17 protein-coding genes and 1 tRNA gene are annotated in these 18,655 nt (G+C 70.0%); 12 read left to right on the top strand and 6 right to left on the bottom strand.

Going from position 1 to position 18,655, the window contains the following annotated elements; translation table 11 throughout:
* Positions 1 to 2 precede the first annotated feature (2 nt).
* The gene (locus DC434_RS09290; RefSeq protein WP_116635005.1) at positions 3 to 1,013 is read left to right on the top strand and encodes an alpha-ketoacid dehydrogenase subunit beta; all 1,011 of its coding nucleotides are present in this window, start codon (positions 3 to 5) and stop codon (positions 1,011 to 1,013) included.
* Positions 1,010 to 2,377 (top strand): dihydrolipoamide acetyltransferase family protein, encoded by a 1,368-nt coding sequence (locus tag DC434_RS09285; protein WP_116635004.1) that lies wholly within the window; start codon positions 1,010 to 1,012, stop codon positions 2,375 to 2,377. Before DC434_RS09290 ends, DC434_RS09285 begins: the two co-directional genes overlap by 4 nt.
* On the opposite strand, the gene DC434_RS09280 is transcribed toward DC434_RS09285, so the two are convergent.
* Complete coding sequence (locus tag DC434_RS09280; RefSeq protein WP_116635003.1) at positions 2,370 to 2,981, bottom strand: TetR/AcrR family transcriptional regulator; 612 nt, start codon at positions 2,979 to 2,981, stop codon at positions 2,370 to 2,372. The two genes, DC434_RS09285 and DC434_RS09280, sit on opposite strands and share 8 nt — an antisense overlap.
* A gap of 112 nt (positions 2,982 to 3,093) precedes the next feature.
* Here DC434_RS09280 and DC434_RS09275 point away from each other — a divergent pair, with 112 nt between their 5' ends.
* From DC434_RS09275 to DC434_RS09255, 5 genes are read left to right on the top strand one after another with little or no spacing between them, the layout of a single operon-like run.
* Complete coding sequence (locus DC434_RS09275) at positions 3,094 to 4,647, top strand: carboxyl transferase domain-containing protein (protein WP_116635002.1); 1,554 nt, start codon at positions 3,094 to 3,096, stop codon at positions 4,645 to 4,647.
* Between the two features lie 5 nt (positions 4,648 to 4,652).
* Positions 4,653 to 6,557, top strand: coding sequence for a biotin carboxylase N-terminal domain-containing protein (locus tag DC434_RS09270; protein ID WP_207769942.1), 1,905 nt, complete (start codon positions 4,653 to 4,655; stop codon positions 6,555 to 6,557).
* Positions 6,558 to 6,559: 2 nt separating this feature from the next.
* Complete coding sequence (locus tag DC434_RS09265; protein ID WP_116635000.1) at positions 6,560 to 7,708, top strand: acyl-CoA dehydrogenase family protein; 1,149 nt, start codon at positions 6,560 to 6,562, stop codon at positions 7,706 to 7,708.
* Positions 7,709 to 7,718: 10 nt separating this feature from the next.
* Entirely contained in the window at positions 7,719 to 8,201 is a 483-nt protein-coding gene (locus tag DC434_RS09260; RefSeq protein ID WP_116634999.1) for a MaoC family dehydratase, read from the top strand.
* On the top strand, positions 8,198 to 9,007 hold the full coding sequence (locus tag DC434_RS09255; RefSeq protein ID WP_116634998.1) for a CoA ester lyase: 810 nt from the start codon (positions 8,198 to 8,200) through the stop codon (positions 9,005 to 9,007). The genes DC434_RS09260 and DC434_RS09255 overlap by 4 nt, the downstream gene beginning before the upstream one ends.
* On the opposite strand, the gene DC434_RS09250 is transcribed toward DC434_RS09255, so the two are convergent.
* Entirely contained in the window at positions 9,008 to 9,595 is a 588-nt protein-coding gene (locus DC434_RS09250; protein ID WP_116634997.1) for a histidine phosphatase family protein, read from the bottom strand.
* Positions 9,592 to 10,431: a Sir2 family NAD-dependent protein deacetylase gene (locus DC434_RS09245; RefSeq protein WP_116634996.1), complete on the bottom strand. Its 840-nt coding sequence runs from the start codon at positions 10,429 to 10,431 to the stop codon at positions 9,592 to 9,594. Before DC434_RS09245 ends, DC434_RS09250 begins: the two co-directional genes overlap by 4 nt.
* 82 nt (positions 10,432 to 10,513) lie before the next feature.
* Here DC434_RS09245 and DC434_RS09240 point away from each other — a divergent pair, with 82 nt between their 5' ends.
* Complete coding sequence (locus DC434_RS09240; RefSeq protein WP_116635404.1) at positions 10,514 to 11,314, top strand: RNA methyltransferase; 801 nt, start codon at positions 10,514 to 10,516, stop codon at positions 11,312 to 11,314.
* A 13-nt stretch (positions 11,315 to 11,327) separates the two neighbouring features.
* On the opposite strand, the gene DC434_RS09235 is transcribed toward DC434_RS09240, so the two are convergent.
* Positions 11,328 to 12,155 (bottom strand): SGNH/GDSL hydrolase family protein, encoded by an 828-nt coding sequence (locus DC434_RS09235; protein WP_116634995.1) that lies wholly within the window; start codon positions 12,153 to 12,155, stop codon positions 11,328 to 11,330.
* A 147-nt stretch (positions 12,156 to 12,302) separates the two neighbouring features.
* Here DC434_RS09235 and DC434_RS09230 point away from each other — a divergent pair, with 147 nt between their 5' ends.
* Both DC434_RS09230 and DC434_RS09225 read left to right on the top strand, forming a co-directional pair.
* Complete coding sequence (locus DC434_RS09230) at positions 12,303 to 14,045, top strand: DEAD/DEAH box helicase (protein ID WP_116635403.1); 1,743 nt, start codon at positions 12,303 to 12,305, stop codon at positions 14,043 to 14,045.
* A 189-nt stretch (positions 14,046 to 14,234) separates the two neighbouring features.
* Positions 14,235 to 15,329 carry a VIT1/CCC1 family protein gene (locus tag DC434_RS09225; protein ID WP_116634994.1) on the top strand — a complete coding sequence of 365 codons (1,095 nt, stop codon included), beginning with the start codon at positions 14,235 to 14,237 and terminating at the stop codon, positions 15,327 to 15,329.
* Positions 15,330 to 15,400: 71 nt separating this feature from the next.
* Here DC434_RS09225 and DC434_RS09220 read toward each other — a convergent pair.
* Positions 15,401 to 15,483 (bottom strand) — tRNA-Leu (locus DC434_RS09220).
* 112 nt (positions 15,484 to 15,595) lie between these two features.
* Between DC434_RS09220 and DC434_RS09215 the strand changes: the two genes are divergently transcribed.
* Both DC434_RS09215 and DC434_RS09210 read left to right on the top strand, forming a co-directional pair.
* Positions 15,596 to 16,891, top strand: a complete 1,296-nt coding sequence (locus tag DC434_RS09215) for a M20/M25/M40 family metallo-hydrolase (RefSeq protein ID WP_116634993.1) — start codon at positions 15,596 to 15,598, stop codon at positions 16,889 to 16,891.
* A 47-nt stretch (positions 16,892 to 16,938) separates the two neighbouring features.
* The gene (locus DC434_RS09210) at positions 16,939 to 17,763 is read left to right on the top strand and encodes an undecaprenyl-diphosphate phosphatase (RefSeq protein ID WP_116634992.1); all 825 of its coding nucleotides are present in this window, start codon (positions 16,939 to 16,941) and stop codon (positions 17,761 to 17,763) included.
* A 6-nt stretch (positions 17,764 to 17,769) separates the two neighbouring features.
* Here DC434_RS09210 and DC434_RS09205 read toward each other — a convergent pair whose 3' ends face one another.
* Positions 17,770 to 18,618, bottom strand: coding sequence for a PAC2 family protein (locus DC434_RS09205; RefSeq protein WP_116635402.1), 849 nt, complete (start codon positions 18,616 to 18,618; stop codon positions 17,770 to 17,772).
* Positions 18,619 to 18,655 lie beyond the last annotated feature (37 nt).

Genomic DNA, 18,655 nt, shown 5'->3' with positions numbered 1-18,655 from the left:
CCATGACGGAGATGACCCTCGGCAAGGCCCTCGGAGCAGGACTCCGCCAGGCCATGCGCGACGACGAGAAGGTGGTCCTCCTGGGCGAGGACATCGGCAAGCTCGGCGGCGTGTTCCGCATCACCGACGGACTGCTGGACGAGTTCGGCGCCTCCCGCGTGATCGACACACCGCTCGCGGAGTCGGGCATCGTCGGCATGGCCGTCGGGCTCGCGTTCCGCGGCTACCGTCCGGTCGTCGAGATCCAGTTCGACGGCTTCGTGTACCCGGCGTTCGACCAGATCGTCGCGCAGGTCGCGAAGCTCCACTACCGCACGCAGGGCCGTGCGAAGATGCCGATCACGATCCGGATCCCGTGGGCGGGCGGGATCGGCGCGGCCGAGCACCACTCGGAATCGCCGGAGGCGTATTTCGTGCACACCGCCGGGCTCCGCGTCGTCGCCGTCTCCAACCCGGAGGACGCCTACCGCAGCCTGCGTCAGGCCATCGCCAGCGATGACCCCGTGATCTTCTTCGAGCCCAAGCGGCTGTACCACCACAAGGGCGAGGTCGACCTCGCGGCGCCTCTCGCCGATGCGTCGCCGATGGGGCTCGCCCGTGTCATGCGGACCGGTACCGATGCCACGCTCATCACATACGGGGCCATGGTGTCCACGGCCCTCCAGGCGGCCGACGCCGCCGAGGACGAGGGGATCTCGCTCGAGGTCATCGACCTGCGCTCGCTGTCTCCGATCGACTACGACTCGGTCGCCGCGTCGGTGCGCAAGACCGGACGGGTCGTGGTCGCGCACGAGGCCTCGCGCGAAGCGGGGGTCGCCGCCGAGGTGATCGCCAGCATCACCGAGCGCTGCTTCGAATACCTCGAGTCCGCGCCTCTGCGCGTCACCGGGCACGACATCCCCTATCCGCCCGCGAAGCTCGAGAAGTACCACCTGCCGGATCTCGACCGGCTCCTCGACGCGGTGGATCGCGTGCTGGACCGACCCAACAGCCTGACGGGAGCAGACGCATGAATGCGGAGTTCCGCCTGCCGGACCTCGGTGAAGGTCTCACCGAGGCAGAGGTCGTGCAGTGGCTCGTCGCGCCGGGAGACGTGGTCGCTCTGAACCAGACTCTCGCCGAGGTCGAGACGGCCAAGGCCATCGTCGAGCTGCCATCGCCCTACGAGGGGACCGTCTCGACGCTGCACGCGGAGGCGGGAGAGACCGTCGCCGTCGGCGCACCGCTGATCGCCTTCGACGTGGAGGGCGAGGAAGACCCGATCCCGACGGACGACCCGGGGGAGAAGGCGCAGCCGAACCTCGTCGGCTACGGCGCGGCGCCGACGACGGCGGGTCGTCCTGCTCGTCGCGCGCGTCGCGCGAGCGCAGCCGCGGCGGTCTCGGACACCGCCGTTCTCGAGGCGGCGCCGCATGACGCCACACCCACGGCGAGCCCCCGCACGGTGATCGAGCGCCCTCGGTCCACCCCGCCTGTCCGTGCGCACGCCAAGCGTCTCGGCATCGATCTGGTCCTGGTCGCGGCAGAGGTGGGGGATCGGCTGATCACCCGCAACGATGTCGACGCCTACGCCGAGCGTGTCGGAGCAGTCCCCGCCCCGACCACCGCGACAGCGTCGCCCGTCGATGCCGCGCCTGTCACGCCCGCCGCGCTGTTCGCGACGGCGCAGCACGAGGAGCGCGAGACCCGCATCCCCATCCGCGGCGTCCGCAAGCACACCGCGGCCGCCATGGTGCAGAGCGCCTTCACCGCGCCGCACGTCACCGTCTTCCACACGGTCGACGTGACGGCGACCATGGACCTCCTGTCGAGTCTCCGTGAAGACCGGTCTCTCGCCGAGCATCGCATCGGCCCGCTCGCGGTCATCGCGAAGGCGGTCTGCCTCGCGCTCGGCCGTGCACCGGGCCTCAACTCGCGCTGGGACGAGGCGGCGGGCGAGATCGTCCAGTACAACTTCGTCGACCTCGGCATCGCGGCAGCGACGGATCGCGGCCTCATCGTCCCGAACATCCGCGACGCGGATCAGCTGAGCCTCACGGGACTGGCGGGGGCGCTGAAGGCTCTCGCCGAGACGGCACGCGCGGGCAAGACGTCACCCGCGGAGCTCGCCGGCGGCACGTTCTCGATCTCCAACATCGGCGTGTTCGGCGTCGACGCGGGTACGCCCATCCTCCCGCCGGGTCAGTCCGGCATCCTCGCCGTCGGTGCGGTGCGCCGGCAGCCGTGGGAGTACCGCGGTGAGATCGCGCTGCGTCAGATGATGACGCTCAGCCTTTCGTTCGACCACCGGCTGGTCGACGGGGCGGAGGGTGCGCGATTCCTGAAGGACGTCGCCGACGTCCTTCAGGAGCCCGGCCGCGCGATGCTCTTCAGATAGCGGCTCGCAGAGCGGCATCCGCCATCGCGACGAGAACGCTCGCGGTGGCGGCATGCCGCCGCGCGGCGGCACGAGTGCTGTGCGGCGTCGAGTTGATCAGGCCGAAGCAGGCCTGCACGCGGAGCCGGAGCTCATCCCGGTGAGCGGGGGAGTCGTCGCGGGTGGGATGGAGCGGCTCCAGCACGTCCATCCAGAGTTCGATGTAGGCGCGCTGGAGTCGTCGGACCTCAGCCCGATCCGTCTCGGAGAGGTGGGCGACATCGCGATCCTGCACCTGGATCACCTCGGCGTTCCCGAGCGCGAAGTCCACGTGGAAGCGGATCAGCGTCTGCATCCGCTCATCGGGTGTCTCCGCGCCGTCCGCGACCCGCTGGCCGCCGTGGATCAGGTACTGGCTGACCTTCACCAGGACCGCCCCGAGCAGCGCCTGCTTGCCGGCGAAATGGCGATAGACCGCCGGTCCTGACACGCCGACCGCGGCACCGATGTCCTCGAGGCTCACGCCGGTGTAGCCGCGCTCGGCGAAGAGCCGAGCGGCGGCGTGAAGGATCGCGTCGGAGCGCTCGGCCTTGGCGCGGTCTCGGGCGGTGACCGGGCTTGTCATCTCAGTTAATCCTCGCTAACCTGAATCAACGGGTTAGTGAACACTAACCGAGAATGCATGCACCGCGCCAGGGTCATCGACGGGCGCGACGTGGGTCGAGGAGGACATCACGATGCCGGCAACCCAGGAGTCGCTCGCCGACGAGCTGCGGGAGCGCCTTGCGACGGCGGCGCGCGGAGGCCCCGAGGCCTCGCGCGAACGTCATCTGGCGCGAGGGAAGCTGCTCCCGCGGGACCGCGTGGCGCGGCTCCTCGACGAGGGCAGCCCGTTCCTCGAGGTCGCCCCGCTCGCGGCCGACGGACTGTACGGGGGAGAGGCGCCGGGCGCCGGCGTCATCGCGGGGATCGGGCTCGTCCACGGCCGTCACGTGATGGTGGTCTGCAACGACGCGACGGTCAAAGGCGGCACGTACTTCCCCCTGACGGTGAAGAAGCACCTCCGCGCCCAGGAGATCGCCCTCGAGAACCGGCTGCCGTGCCTCTACCTCGTCGATTCGGGCGGCGCATTCCTGCCGAAGCAGGACGAGGTGTTCCCCGACCGCGAGCACTTCGGGCGGATCTTCTTCAACCAGGCGCGGATGTCCGCGGAGCGGATCCCGCAGCTCGCCGCCGTCCTCGGCTCCTGCACGGCAGGCGGCGCCTACGTCCCCGCGATGAGCGATGAGACGGTCATCGTCCGCGGTCAGGGCACGATCTTCCTTGGCGGTCCGCCCCTCGTGAAGGCCGCGATCGGCGAGATCGTGACGGCGGAGGAGCTGGGCGGCGGGGAGCTGCACGCCCGCCGCAGCGGCGTCGTCGACCATCTCGCGGAGGACGACGAGCACGCTCTCGAGATCCTTCGTGACATCGTCGCCACGCTGCCCCCGTCGCAGGCACCCGCCTGGGAGGTGCACGACAGCCGGCCGCCGTCCGAGCTGTCCTCCCTCTACGACGTCGTCCCCGTCGACGTGAACGCGGCGTACGACGTCCGCGAGGTCATCTCCCGGCTGGTCGACGGCGACAGCTTCCGCGAGTTCAAGGCCGAGTACGGCACGACCCTGGTGACCGGCTTCGCCCGGCTGCACGGGCATCCGATCGGGATCGTCGCCAACAACGGCGTGCTGTTCAGCGAGTCCGCACTCAAGGGCGCGCACTTCATCGAACTGTGCGACCAGCGCGGCATCCCGCTGCTCTTCCTGCAGAACATCACCGGATTCATGGTCGGATCGGATGCCGAGGCCGGCGGCATCGCGAAGGACGGGGCCAAGATGGTCACCGCCGTCGCCAGCACCCGCGTCCCCAAGCTCACGGTCATCATCGGCGGATCCTTCGGTGCCGGCAACTACTCCATGTGCGGTCGCGCCTACTCGCCCCGCTTCCTGTGGACGTGGCCGGCCAGCCGCATCTCGGTCATGGGCGGTGCACAGGCGGCATCCGTCCTCGCGACCGTCAAAGAGGATCAGCTCTCCGCGCGCGGCGACGAATGGACCCCCGAGGACCGAGCGTCGTTCGAGGCGCCGATCCGCGAGCAGTACGAGCAGCAGGGCGAGCCGTACTACGCGACCGCCCGCATCTGGGACGACGGCATCGTCGACCCGGCACAGACCCGTGACCTCCTGGGCCTCGCCCTCGACGTCGTCGCCCGCAGTCCGCTGCCCGAACCGCGCTTCGGCGTCTTCCGGATGTGAGTGCCATGTACTACGACACCGTCCTCGTCGCGAACCGTGGAGAGATCGCGCGCCGCGTGATCCGCACGCTGCGTGATCTCGGCATCCGCAGCGTCGCGGTCTACAGCGACGCCGATGCCGACGCGCCGCATGTCCGCGAGGCGGACGCCGCTGTGCGCATCGGACCGGCGCCGGCCGCGGAGTCCTATCTCGACATCGATGCCGTCATCGCCGCGGCTCGTGCCACGGGTGCCCAGGCCATCCATCCCGGCTACGGCTTCCTCTCGGAGAGCGTGGGCCTCGCGGAAGCCTGTGCGGAGAGCGGGATCGTCTTCATCGGACCGTCCGTCGAGGCCCTGCAGATCATGGGAGACAAGGCGCGGGCGCGCGACCACGTCATGCGCTACGGCGTGCCGGTCGTGCCGGGCTTCGACGCCAGAGGGCTCTCCGACGGCGAGATCGCAGAGGAGGCGCACCGCGTCGGCTTCCCGCTGCTGGTCAAGCCCAGCGCAGGTGGGGGCGGGAAGGGCATGGAGGTCGTCGCGGATGCGGCCGGCCTCGGCGGCGCGCTGGCGTCGGCTCGACGCGTCGCGGCAGCCGCGTTCGGCGACGACTCCCTGATCCTCGAGCGACTGATCCGGCGCCCTCGGCACATCGAGGTGCAGGTCTTCGGAGATGCCCACGGAACCGTGGTCGCGCTCGGCGAGCGCGAGTGCACGCTGCAGCGCCGACACCAGAAGGTGATCGAAGAAGCGCCCTCGGCCGGGATCCCAGCGGAGACGAGGGAGCGACTCCTCTCCGCCGCCGTCCACGCCGGCGAGAGCGTGTCCTACGTCGGTGCCGGGACCGTCGAGTTCCTCGTCGACGCGGATTCGCCGGAGGACGTCTTCTTCATCGAGATGAACACGCGGCTGCAGGTGGAGCATCCGGTCACCGAGGAGGTCACCGGGCTCGACCTGGTCGCGCTGCAGCTGCGCGCCGCCGCCGGTCTGCCGCTGGATGTCACGCCGACGATCAGCGGTCACGCCGTCGAAGCGCGCGTGTACGCGGAGTCTCCGGAACGCGGCTTCCTTCCCTCGACGGGGACCGTGCTGCTCTTCGACCCTCCCACGGGCGTCCGCGTGGACGCGGCGATCGCGACCGGCAGCGAGGTGACGGGGTTCTACGACCCCATGATCGCGAAGATCATCGCGTTCGCCGAGGACCGCACGACGGCACTGCGACGCCTCGACGAGGCGCTGGCGAAGACGGTAGTGCTGGGCGTCGACACGAACATCGCGTTCCTGCGTCAGCTCTGCAACGACGCCCGCGTCATCGCCGGCGATCTCGACACCGGGCTCATCGACACGCTGCTGCCGGTGAGCGCGGAGGCGCCGTCGGCGGCGATGCTCTCGGCCGCCCGTGCCGCGGCACCGACGGCGGCGGAGCCCGTCAGGACGAGCGCGCTCTGGCGCGAGCTCCCCGGCTGGCGTCTGGGGGCGGGACCTGCTGCGCACGCGACCTTCGCGCTGCTCACCGACGACGACGAGCTCATCGAGGTGCCGGCCGGCGACGACGTGACACCCGGGACGACGGCACGCGCTGCTGTCGATGCCGACGGGGCCGTCTGGGTCTCGGAAGACGGCAGGACCGCTCGTCTGCGTCCGCTCGACCGACGTCAGCGGATGCGACGTCGGCACGCCGCGCACGATCGTGGCGCTGCGGCGACCGAGCCGGAGGCGCGCGCGCCGATGCCGGGGAGCGTCGTCGCCGTGCACGTGGAGGACGGCGCGTCCGTCTCCGCGGGCACCCCGCTGATCGCCATCGAGGCGATGAAGATGGAGCACCCCGTGCTCGCGCCGCACGACGGCGCGGTGCAGCTGCTGGTCGCCGTGGGCGATCAGGTTCGACGCGACCAGCCGGTCGCGCGAGTGACGACAGAAGAGAGCTGAAGATGGAAGACCTGTCCGAAGAGGAGCGCGAGCTCGCCGCCATGGTGCGCGAGTTCGCCGAGACCGTCGTCGCGCCCCAGTCGTACGAGGCGGACCGCACGCACACCCTGTCGATGGACGTCGTGGCGCAGATGGGCGACCTCGGCCTGTTCGGCCTGCCGTTCCCCGAGGAGTACGGCGGCCAGGGCGGCGACTACATGGCACTCGGCATCGCGATCGAAGCGCTCGGCCGGGTCGACCAGTCCATCGCCATCACGCTCGAGGCGGGGGTCAGCCTCGGCGCCATGCCGATCTTCCGCTTCGGCACCGAGGAGCAGCGCCAGGAGCTGCTTCCCGACCTCCTCGCCGGTCGTGCTCTCGCGGGCTTCGGTCTCACCGAGCCGGAAGCCGGCAGCGACGCGGGGGCGACGCGCACCACGGCCCGGCTGGAGGGCGACGAATGGGTGATCGAGGGCTCCAAGCAGTTCATCACGAACTCCGGCACGCCGATCACGCGGTTCGTGACCGTGACCGCGGTCACCGGCGTCGAGAACGGCCGCAAGGAGATCTCGACGATCATCGTTCCCAACGGCACGCCAGGGTTCACCGTCGAGCCGCCCTATGACAAGGTCGGCTGGAACGCGTCCGACACGCACCCGCTGAGCTTCCAGGGCGCACGAGTCCCGGCAGCGAACCTGCTGGGCGAACGCGGACGCGGATTCAAGAACTTCCTCAGCATCCTCGACGAGGGGCGCATCGCGATCGCCGCTCTGTCCACGGGTGCCGCGGAAGGGTGCCTGGAAGCCGCGGTCGACTACGCGAAGAGCCGCACGATCTTCGGCAGCGCGCTGAGCACTCGTCAGAACGCGCAGTTCACGCTGGCACGGATGCGTGCGCGGGTGCACACGGCACGACTCGCCTGGCATCACGCGGCGCGACTGCGCGACGCCGACAAGCCGTTCGCCGAGGCCGCCGCGATCGCCAAGCTCGTCGCGGGCGAAGCCGCGATGGACAACGCCAGGGACGCCACCCAGATCTTCGGCGGGAACGGATTCATGAACGAGTTCCCCGTGGCACGGCACTACCGCGACTCGAAGATCCTCGAGATCGGCGAGGGCACCACCGAGGTGCAGCTCCTCGTCATCGCCCGCGGGCTCGGTCTCGCCGGGTAGCGTGGGCGACATGCCAGAGGACATCATCCAACGCGGCCTCTACTACGAGGAGTTCGTGACGGACGCCCGGTATCTGCACCGACCGGGACGCACGGCGACCGAGGCCGACAACGTGCTCTTCACGACGCTGACCATGAACACGCAGGCGCTGCACCTCGATGCGGCGTTCGCCGACGCCCAGGCTCCGTTTCACGCACGGCTGATGAACTCCATGTGGACGCTGTCGACGATGGTCGGCGCATCCGTCGCTCAGCTGACGCAGGGCACGCTGGTGGCTCAGCTCGGCTTCGGCGACATCACGTTCCCTCATCCGCTGTTCGCGGGCGACACGCTCTACACCGAGAGCGTGATCGTCGACAAGCGGCTGTCGTCGTCACGACCGGGGCAGGGCATCGTGCAGATCGCGCACACCGGACGCAATCAGGACGGCACCGTGGTCGCCACGGCCACGAGAAGCGCCCTCGTGCACTGCCGGCCGGAGGCGTCCGCATGACGACGTTCGACCTGGGCCCGGCGCTGCTGTTCTGCCCCGCCGACCGCCCCGAGCGCTTCCGCACCGCGCTGGAGAGGGCGGACGCGGTGATCCTCGACCTCGAGGATGCCGTGCTCCCTGACGCGAAGGCGGCGGCGCGCACCAACCTAATCAGCGCCGCGATCGATCCCGATCGTGTGATCGTGCGGGTGAATGCACCGAACAGCGAGCACTTCGCCGCCGACCTCGAGGCTCTCGAGCGCACCGACTTCCGCACCGTCATGGTGGCGAAGACCGAGGGCGCCGACGGCCTGTCCGCGTTCGACGACCGGTTCTCGCTCGTCGCGCTGTGCGAGACGGCTCTCGGCATCCACGCGGCCGCCGAGATCGCCGCGCATCCGCTCGTCTCGGCGATGATGTGGGGGGCGGAGGACCTCGTGGCCTCGCTCGGCGGCACTTCCTCTCGCACGGTGGGCGGCGCCTACCGCGAGATCGCCCGCTACGCCCGCTCGCGCGTGCTCCTCGAGTCGGGCGCGCACGGCAAGGCGGCGATCGACGCGGTGCACATCGACATCGACGACGTGCAGGGCCTCGAGGAGGAGGCGACGGATGCCGCGGCCTCCGGGTTCCGTGCCACGGCGTGCATCCATCCGAACCAGGTCGCCGTGATCCGCGCGGCGTACCTCCCGGATGAGGCGACCGTCACGTGGGCGAGAGCAGTCCTGCTCGCCGCGGAGAGCGAACGCGGTGTCTTCCGCTTCGAGGGCCGGATGGTGGACGAGCCCGTGCTGCGGCACGCGCGGTCCGTCGTGGGCCGCGTCCGCTGATCAGATGACCAGCGACTCCTCGAGGAGTCGGAGGGAACCCGGCGACGCCTCGAAGCGGTGCGCCGAGCCGTTCGCGATGACCTCTCCCTCTCGCGGCAGCGTGCCGCCGGAGACCTGATCGATCACCGACCGGATGACGCCGCCGTGCGCCACCACCAGCACGGATTCGGCCAGTGGGGCAGACCTGCGCCGCGACTCGCGCGCGATCGCGTGGAGGGCCGCGATGGCTCGCACGCCGACCTCGTGCAGGGACTCCGCGCCAGGAACCTCGGCGTGCCAGTCGCCGTACTTCGAGATGTACTCGGAGACCAGCATCCCCTCGCCCTCGCCGAACTCGCGCTCCCGCACGTCGGGGACGACCCCGGCGAACTCCAGACCGAGCTCTGCGGCGATGATCTCGGCCGTCCCCTTCGCCCGGAGCAGCGGGCTCGAGTAGATCGCGTGGTGCGGCGTCGCTGCGAGATGACCGGCCGCCCGGTGCGCGTCAGCGCGCCCCTTCTCGTTCAGCGGGATGTCGGTCGAGCCCTGGATGCGCCGGGCGAGATTCCAGTCCGTCTGGCCGTGGCGGATGAGGGTGATGAAGGTCACGAGAGAAGTTCCTGAAGGGCGGGGAGCACGTCGCTGGTGCCGGCGGCGATCGTGAGATCGGCCCAGGCGTCCGCGCGGGTCGGCTCGCGATTGACGATGATCAGAGGGATGCTGCGGCGGCGGGCACGCTCGATGAGACGGACCCCCGAGTTCACCACAAGCGAGGAGCCCGCCACGATGAGCGCCGAGCTGGAGCGCAGCAGGGACTCCGCTGCGCGGAAGCGATCCTGCGGAACGTACTCGCCGAAGAAGACGACATCGGGCTTCAGCATCCCATCGCACACGGTGCAGGTCGGGATGACGAAGCCCTCCGTGCTCTCCGGGAGCACGTCGCCGTCGGGGGCGAGCGCGACGTTCTCGGGCACCGTGATCCAGGGATTCAGCTCCTCGATCTGCACCGCCACGTCGCGGCGGTCGAAGACCTGGCCGCAGTGCAGGCAGAGCACGCGACGCATGGTGCCGTGCACCTCGATGACGTGCGAGCTGCCGGCGCGCAGGTGCAGTCCATCGACGTTCTGCGTGATGACGCCCGACACGATTCCCGCGGACTCCAGTTCGGCGAGGGCGACGTGCCCCGGGTTGGGTGTCGCGCGTGCGAATGCGCGCCATCCGAGGTGGCCGCCGACCCAGTAGCGTCGCCGGGCCGCCTCGTCGCCGAGGTACGTCTGGATGGTCATCGGATCGTTGCGGGTCCTGGCGCCTTCGCCGCGGTAGGCGGGGATGCCGGAGTCCGTGGAGATACCCGCACCGGTCAGGAGAGCGATCCGCCTGCCCCGGAGCAGCCCGGCCGCCTGGGCGAGTGTCGCCGACAGCTCGGCAGTGCTCGATGCGCTCACAGGACCTCCCCGAGCGAGTCTACGACGTGTCGCAGGGGTCGGTCGTGCCGCGAGTCGTCCGTCGGGTGGCAGAGTGGCTCTCGTGGAACTCATCTCCGTGGCCGACGCCGCAGACCCCCGACTCGACGACTACCGGGGTCTCACCGACACGGCTCTCCGCGCGCTGCGGGAACCGCCGGACGGGCTGTACATCGCCGAGTCGACGAAGGTCATCGCCCGCGCGGTCGCGGCCGGCCATCGCCCCCGTTCCGTTCTCGTGCAGGAACGCCGGATCGACGACATCCGAGGCATCGTCGGCGCCCTCGATGTGCCGGTCTACGTCGTGCCGGATGAGGTGGCCGAAGCGGTCACCGGGTTCGCCGTGCACCGCGGGACGATCGCGTCGATGCACCGCCCGCAGCTTCCGACCGTCCGCGAGGTCATCCAGGGCGCCGGTCTCGTGCTGATCCTCGAGAACATCGGCGACCACACGAACGTCGGCGCCGCGTTCCGTGCGGCGGCCGGCCTGGGCGCCGACGCCGTGCTGGTGTCGCCCGGCGGCGCCGACCCGCTGTATCGCCGCAGCGTGCGGGTGAGCATGGGGACGGTCTTCCAGGTGCCCTGGACCCGGATGACGGACTGGGCGCAGACCGTGACGGACCTGCATTCAGAAGGCTTCGATATCGCCGCCCTGGCACTCGAAGACGACGCCATCACACTGGACGCGTACGTCGACATCCATCCGGAGCGCGTCGCCGTCGTGATGGGGGCCGAGGGCGACGGCCTCTCCCGCACCGCGATCGCCAGCGCCGATCACGTCGTGACGATCCCGATGAGCGGGGGAGTGGACTCGCTCAACGTCGCCTCCGCCGCGGCGGTCGCGCTCTGGGCCCTGCGACGCTGAGTCCGCCCGCGGATCAGTCCTGATCGAGCCGGATCATCGGCGCCGCCTCGGGACGCTTCGCCGCGACGTGATCGCCGGAGGACTGGTGACGCAGCCGTCGAAGGACCCAGGGCACGAAGTGCTCGCGCGCCCAGCCGAAGTCCTCGGAGCGGGCCTCCCGCCATGTCCGCACCGGCAGAGGCTCGGGCTGCATGGCCTCGAGCTCGTTCGGCACGTTCAGTGCGCGCAGGGCCATGCGCGCGACCTCGTGGTGGCCGAGCGCGTTGTAGTGCAGACGATCGTCGTCGAAGAAACGCATGTCCTGGACGACCTTGAGCGCCCACTGGTCCGCGACGATGCAGTCGTGCCGCTCGGCGATTGCCCGCACGTTCTCGTTGTAGATCGCGACCTTGCCGCGGAACGCGCGGAACACGGGGGTGAATCCGGTGTCGATGCCGGTGAACAGGAGCACCGCGGCGCCCGTGGAGGATAGCCGCGCGACGGCATCCTCCAACTGCGCGGCGATCGCGTCAGGATCGGTTCCCGGACGGATGACGTCGTTCCCGCCGGCGCAGATGGAGACGAGATCGGGGTGCAGGGCGACGGCGGGTTCGATCTGGTCGGCGACGATCTGCGCGATGAGCTTCCCCCGAACCGCGAGGTTCGCGTAGGCGAAGTCGTCGACCTGCTGGCCGAGCACCTCGGCGACCCGATCGGCCCACCCGCGGTGGCCGCCCGGTGCGCTCGGGTCGGGGTCGCCGATGCCCTCGGTGAACGAGTCGCCCACGGCCACGAACCGTCGCCAGGGGTGCACGCTCTCGTTGGGGACGTAGGGGGTCCGAGTCGAATCCTGGTCGGTCATCCAGCTCTCCTTCGCGAACGGGTGCGCCGGGCGGTGGCCGCAGCGCAGTGAACGAGCCTACCCGGCGACGGCGCGTCGCGGCAGGGGTGACGGGAGCGGCGCGCCCCGTGCGCCGCAGTGTCGGCGGGAGCGATTATCGTGGACTCGATGCTCTCTCCGTCCTTTCCTCAGCGCGCCCCGTGGGGAACGGCGAACAAGCTGCGGGCGTGGCAGCAGGAGGCCCTGGAGCAGTACTTCGAAGCCGACCAGCGCGACTTCCTCGTCGCCGCGACACCCGGCGCCGGCAAGACGACATTCGCCCTGACCCTCGCAGTCGAGATGATGCGCATGGGCGAGGTCAACCGCATCATCGTGGTCGCCCCCACCGAGCATCTCAAGACGCAGTGGGCCGACGCGGCCGCGCGCGTGCACATCCGCCTCGACCCCCGGTTCCGCAACAGCGACTGGGCGCCGGCGCGGCACTATCACGGCGCCGTGGTGACGTATGCGCAGGTCGCGGCGAAGTCGTCGGTGCATCGACACCTGACCGAAGACGCGAAGACGCTCGTGATCCTCGACGAGGTGCATCACGGTGGCGACGCGCTCAGCTGGGGGGACGCGATCCGCGACGCGTACGGGCCGGCGAAGCGACGGCTGCTGCTGTCGGGGACGCCGTTCCGCAGCGACACCGCGCCCATCCCGTTCGTCGAATACCACCCCGACGAGTCCGGAGCGCGCATCTCCCGCACCGACTACAACTACGGCTACGGACGCGCCCTCGCCGACGGCGTCGTGCGTCCGGTGCTGTTCCACATGTACGCCGGCAAGATGCGCTGGCGGACGACGTCGGGCGACGAGCTCGAGACCCACCTCGGCCAGGACAACACCAAGGACGTCACCTCGCAGGCGTGGCGCACGGCGCTCGATCCCGAAGGGGAGTGGATGCCGGCGGTGCTGTCGGCGGCGGACCGGCGCCTCACGGAGATCCGACACCACGTGCCGGATGCCGGCGGTCTCGTGCTCGCGACGGATCAGACCGTGGCGCGCGCCTACGCGAAGATCCTCCACAGCATCACCGGGCAGCAGCCGACCGTCGTCCTCTCCGACGACGCGACCGCGTCGGAGCGCATCGAGAAGTTCAGCGCGGGCGACCAGCGCTGGATGGTCGCGGTGCGCATGGTGTCCGAGGGCGTCGACGTGCCGCGGCTCGCCGTCGGCGTGTACGCCACCTCGTCGTCGACCCCGCTCTTCTTCGCCCAGGCCATCGGACGTTTCGTGCGAGCGCGTCGTCGGGGTGAGGCGGCGAGCGTCTTCCTTCCGCAGGTCCCTGTGCTCATGGGGCTCGCCGGCGAGATGGACAAGGAGCGGGACCACGCTCTCGACCGCCAGTCGAAGGACGACGACGGGCTCGAGGACTCCCTGCTCGAGAGCGCCAATCGCGAGGACGAGGCCTCGGAAGCTCTGGCCCAGGAGTTCAGCTACCAGGCGCTCTCCTCGGTCGCCCACTTCGACCGCGTGGTGTTCGAGGGCCAGGAGTTCGGTCAGCTCGCCGAGCCCGGTACCCCGGAGGAGGAGGAGTTCATCGGGTTCCCCGGTCTCCTCGAGCCCGAGCACGTGCACGAGCTCCTCATGCAGCGTCAGAGCCGCCAGTCCCGCCTGCGCGAGGCTCGTGAGGCCGCTGCGGGCCCCACCGAGACGACGACGCTCCCCGCCCCTCTCCACCGCACGCTCAAGGAGCAGCGCCAGCTTCTGAACAGCCTCGTCGGGCTGTACGCGCGGCAGAAGGGGGAGCCCCACGGCGCCGTGCATGCCGAGCTCCGCCGCATCTGCGGTGGCCCCGCCGTCGCGCAGGCCACGGTGACCCAGCTGCAGTCGCGCATCGACGTGCTGCGCAAGCGCGTCCGCTCCTGATCGCCCCGCGGTCCCTGAGCCTGTCGAGGGCGGTCCCTGAGCCTGTCGAAGGGCGGTCCCTGAGCCTGTCGAAGGGTTCGGATCCCCGAAATGCTGGCAATCCTCGTCTCAGCAGGGTTCGCGCGCACCCGCGCGGCTAGCGTGGAACGGTTGCCCGCGCACTCGGGCTTCGTGACGCCTGGAGGATCCATGACAGCGCCTGCCGCCGCAGAGCCGACACCCGCTGATCACCGCCGATGGGCGCGCTACCTCGTCGAGGAGCGCGCCGAGGGGGCGGTGTACCAGAAGCTCGCCGCCCGTCGCACGGGAGAGGAACAGGAGATCCTGCTCCGGCTCGCGGATGCCGAGCGGCGCCATGAGCAGCACTGGCTCGACCTTCTCGGTGGTGAGCCGAAGCGGCTGCCGCATGCCGGCATCCGCTCCCGCCTCCTGGGCTGGATGGCGGGTCGCTTCGGCTCGATCTTCGTGCTCGCCCTCGCGCAGAGCGCGGAAGCCCGGTCGCCGTACGACTCCGAGCAGTACGCGACTCCCGCGATGCGCGCCGACGAGAAGATCCACTACGAGGTGGTGCGTGGGCTTGCCGCTCGAGGACGTCGACGTCTGTCCGGCTCGTTCCGTGCCGCGGTCTTCGGCGCCAACGACGGCCTGGTCAGCAATCTCGCCCTCGTGCTCGGCATCGGCGCGACCGGGGTGAGCTCCGGATTCGTGCTCTTCAGCGGAATCGCAGGTCTGCTCGCCGGCGCGCTCTCGATGGGTGCGGGGGAGTTCGTGTCGGTGCGGTCCCAGCGCGAGCTGCTGGCCGCGACCGAGGCCAACGAGGACGCAGCGGATGCCGCAGGCGATCTCGACATCGACGAGAACGAGCTGGCGCTCGTCTACCGAGCACGCGGCATGGAGCAGGAGGAGGCACTGGTCCGTGCGCATCGCATCGTCGAGGCAGCGAAAGCCGGCGCTCGTCGCGCGGCGACAGGGCCCGTGCGCGTGCCGGGGAGCGACCACGAGATCGTCGGCAGCGACTGGACGGCCGCGATCTCGAGCTTCCTGCTCTTCGCATCCGGCGCGATCATCCCGGTGCTGCCGTGGATCTTCGGGCTGCAGGGTGCCGCAGCCGTCATCCTCGCCCTGGTGCTCGTGGGCATCGCCCTGCTGAGCACGGGCGCCATGGTCGGCGTCCTCTCCGGCGGCCCGCCGCTGCGCCGCGCGCTGCGTCAGCTGGCGATCGGCTTCGGCGCCGCAGCGGTCACGTACATCCTCGGGCTCGTGTTCGGCGTCGGGGCGGTGTGACGCCGTCCTGCCCGTCCCCGGGATGCGAAGAAGGCCCCTGATCCGTGGATCAGGGGCCTTCTTCTTACCTGTGCGCGGAGGGGGACTTGAACCCCCACGCCCTTACGGGCACTACGACCTCAACGTAGCGCGTCTACCATTCCGCCACCCGCGCAGGTTTTGGATGATCGTTGCCGACCGAAGAATGAGATTAGCACGTAATCCGGCGCGCTTCGAACCGAGCCGTACGCCCGGGCGTGGCTCGCCGTTTCGGTAGCCTGGGAGTCATGACCGATCCCTCTCTGCCCGAGGTCGTCCGCATCGCGAGCGACCTGATCCGGTTCGACACGTCGAACTTCGGCGGCGGCAACGCCAAGGGGGAGCGGGAGGCGGCGGAGTACGTCGGCGCGTACCTCCAGGCTCTGGGGCTGGAGGTCGAGTACTACGAGCCGATCCCGCGCCGCACCAACGTCATGGCGCGGGTGCCGGGCCGCGACAGCAGCAAGCCCGCCCTGGTCGTGCACGGTCACCTGGACGTCGTTCCCGCGATGGCCGAGGACTGGAGCGTCGATCCGTTCGCCGGCCTCGTGCAGGACGGGATGCTGTGGGGCCGAGGTGCCGTCGACATGAAGAACATGAACGCGATGATCCTCACGGCCGTCGCCGACATCCTGCGAGCGGGGGAGCGGCCGGAGCGCGATCTCGTGCTGGCGTTCTTCGCCGACGAGGAGAACGGCGGCGTCGAGGGGTCGGCCCTGGTCGTGCAGAACCGTCCGGAGTGGTTCGAAGGCGCCACCACGGCCATCAGCGAGGTCGGTGGCTACTCGATCACGGTCGACGACCGCCGCGCCTATCTGCTGCAGGTGGGGGAGAAGGCCCTCATCTGGATTCGCCTTGTGGCCAAGGGGCGTGCGGGGCACGGCAGCCGTCTGCACGACGACAACGCGGTCACGAAGCTCGCCGAGGCGGTCGCCGCCATCGGACGCACACGGTGGCCTCTCCGCCTCACACCGACGACCGAGGCTCTCCTCGCGGGTCTCAGCGCCCTGACGGGCCGCAGCGCCGAGGACCCGGATGCCCTCGCGGCCGCCGCCGGGCCCGCCGAGGCCTTCCTGCGCTCGTCCTTCCGGACCACGTCCAACCCCACGGCCCTGACGGCGGGGTACAAGCACAACGTGATCCCCGAGCGCGCCGAGGCGCTGATCGACGTGCGCGTGATCCCCGGCACCGAGGACGACGTCCTGGCCGAGCTGCAGCAGATCGTCGGCGACGAGATTGTCATCGAGACGGTCGTGCGCGACATCGGCATGGAGACGCCCTTCGAGGGCGAGCTCGTCGAGGCCATGGTCGCGAGCATCGGCCGCCACGACCCCGGCGTCCCCGTGATCCCGTATCTGCTGGGGGCCGGAACCGACAACAAGGCGCTGGCCTACCTCGGCATCACGGGATACGGGTTCGCTCCGCTGAAGCTGCCGGCCGACCTCGACTTCACGGGCATGTTCCACGGCGTCGACGAGCGTGTGCCCGTAGAATCGCTTGTCTTCGGCCAGCGGGTGCTGGCCGATCTGCTGCGCACGTACTGACCGCAGCCCGCCCGCTTCCGCGCCCTCCCCTCACCAGAAGGCCCTCCATGCACCTGCTCGAAGCCCTCATCCTCGGCATCGTCCAGGGACTCACCGAGTTCCTGCCCATCTCCTCCAGCGCCCACCTGCGCATCCTCGGCACGTTCCTGCCGTCGGGGGAGGACCCGGGGGCGGCGTTCACCGCGATCACCCAGATCGGCACCGAGGCAGCCGTCGTGGTCTTCTTCTGGCGTGACATCGTGCGCATCATCTCGCAGTGGTTCCGCTCGCTCGCGGGACGCGTTCCGCGCAGCGACCCGGACGCGCGGATGGGCTGGATGATCATCATCGGCAGCATCCCGATCGTCGTGCTCGGCCTGTTCTTCCAGGATCAGATCGAGACCGTGTTCCGCTCGCTCTGGATCGTGGCGATCATGCTCATCGTGTTCGGCATCCTGCTCGGCGTCGCCGACCACGTCGGGGCCAAGCGTCGCAAGCTCGGCGACCTGACCTACCCGCACGGCATCGCGTTCGGATTCGCGCAGGCTCTCGCTCTGATCCCCGGCGTCTCCCGCTCCGGCGGCACGATCACGATGGGACTCTTCCTCGGATACGAGCGCGCCGCAGCGGCTCGATACGCCTTCCTGCTCGCGATCCCGGCGGTCTTCGGCAGCGGCTTCTATCAGGTGTTCAAGAGCTGGGGAGAGCCCTCGTTCTTCTCGTTCGGCGACACGCTGGCCGCGACCGGCATCGCGTTCGTCGTCGCGCTCGGCGTCATCGCGTTCTTCATGAACTTCATCTCGAAGCGCAGCTTCCTGCCGTTCGTGATCTACCGGATCCTGCTCGGCACGGTGCTGCTGATCCTGCTCGGCACCGGGGTGATCGCGGCCTGAGCCGCGTCAGCGCTTGTGATCGCCGGGGGCGTCGCCCCGGCGGCGCAGGTAGCGTTCGAACGCCTGCGCGATCGCATCGCCGGATGCCTCGGGGGAGTCCCAGGTGTCGCGGGTGCGCTCGAGCTGGCGGATGTACTCGGCCATGTCCTCGTCCTCGGATGCGGCGGCATCGATCGACGCCTCCCACGTGGCCGCCTCCGTGCGCAGGTGCTGTCGGTCGACGTCGACGCCGGTGAGCTCCTCGAGGCGATCGAGGAGCGCGAGGGTGACCTTGGGGGAGGGCGTGGCCGAGGCGACGTAGTGGGGCACGCTCGCCCACAGACCAGCGGTCGGGATTCCCGCGCTCTCGGCGAAGTGCTCGAAGACGCTGAGGATGCCGACCGGCCCCTCGTAGAGCGAGCGCTCGAGGCCATGAGCCTCCCGCACCTGCTCGTTCTGGCTCGAGGCGAAGATCGAGATCGGGCGGGTGTGCGGAACATCCGCCAGCATGGCGCCCATTGTCACGAGTCCGGTGATGTCGTCGCGCAGGGCGATGTCGATGAACTCCGAGGCGAACGCCTGCCATGTGCGCGCCGGCTCCACGCCGGTGAGCAGCCAGAACTCGGGACCGGGGCCGGGGTCGCGCGGCCGCCAGAGGCCGGCCTCCGGCCACTTGAGCTGTCGGCGCCCCTCCGCATCCATCTGCGTCGACGGTCGCGTGTACTGGTAGTCGAAATACAGCTCGGGGTCGACGGAATGCACGAGCTCGTACTCCGACGACGAACGCAGCGCCTCGACGGCGCCACTGGCTGCTTCGCCCGCGTCGTTCCAGCCGTCGAAGGCGGCGATGACGATGCGTGAACCGAGAACATCCATCATGGGCTCCCTTCGAGATCGAGGACGTATCCCTCCA

Origin of the sequence: Microbacterium sp. TPD7012 (genome assembly GCF_003075395.1) — a bacterium.
GTDB lineage: Bacteria > Actinomycetota > Actinomycetes > Actinomycetales > Microbacteriaceae > Microbacterium.
The sequence above is the reverse complement of the archived record's forward strand: the minus strand, read 5'-3'. Positions and strand labels throughout refer to the sequence as shown.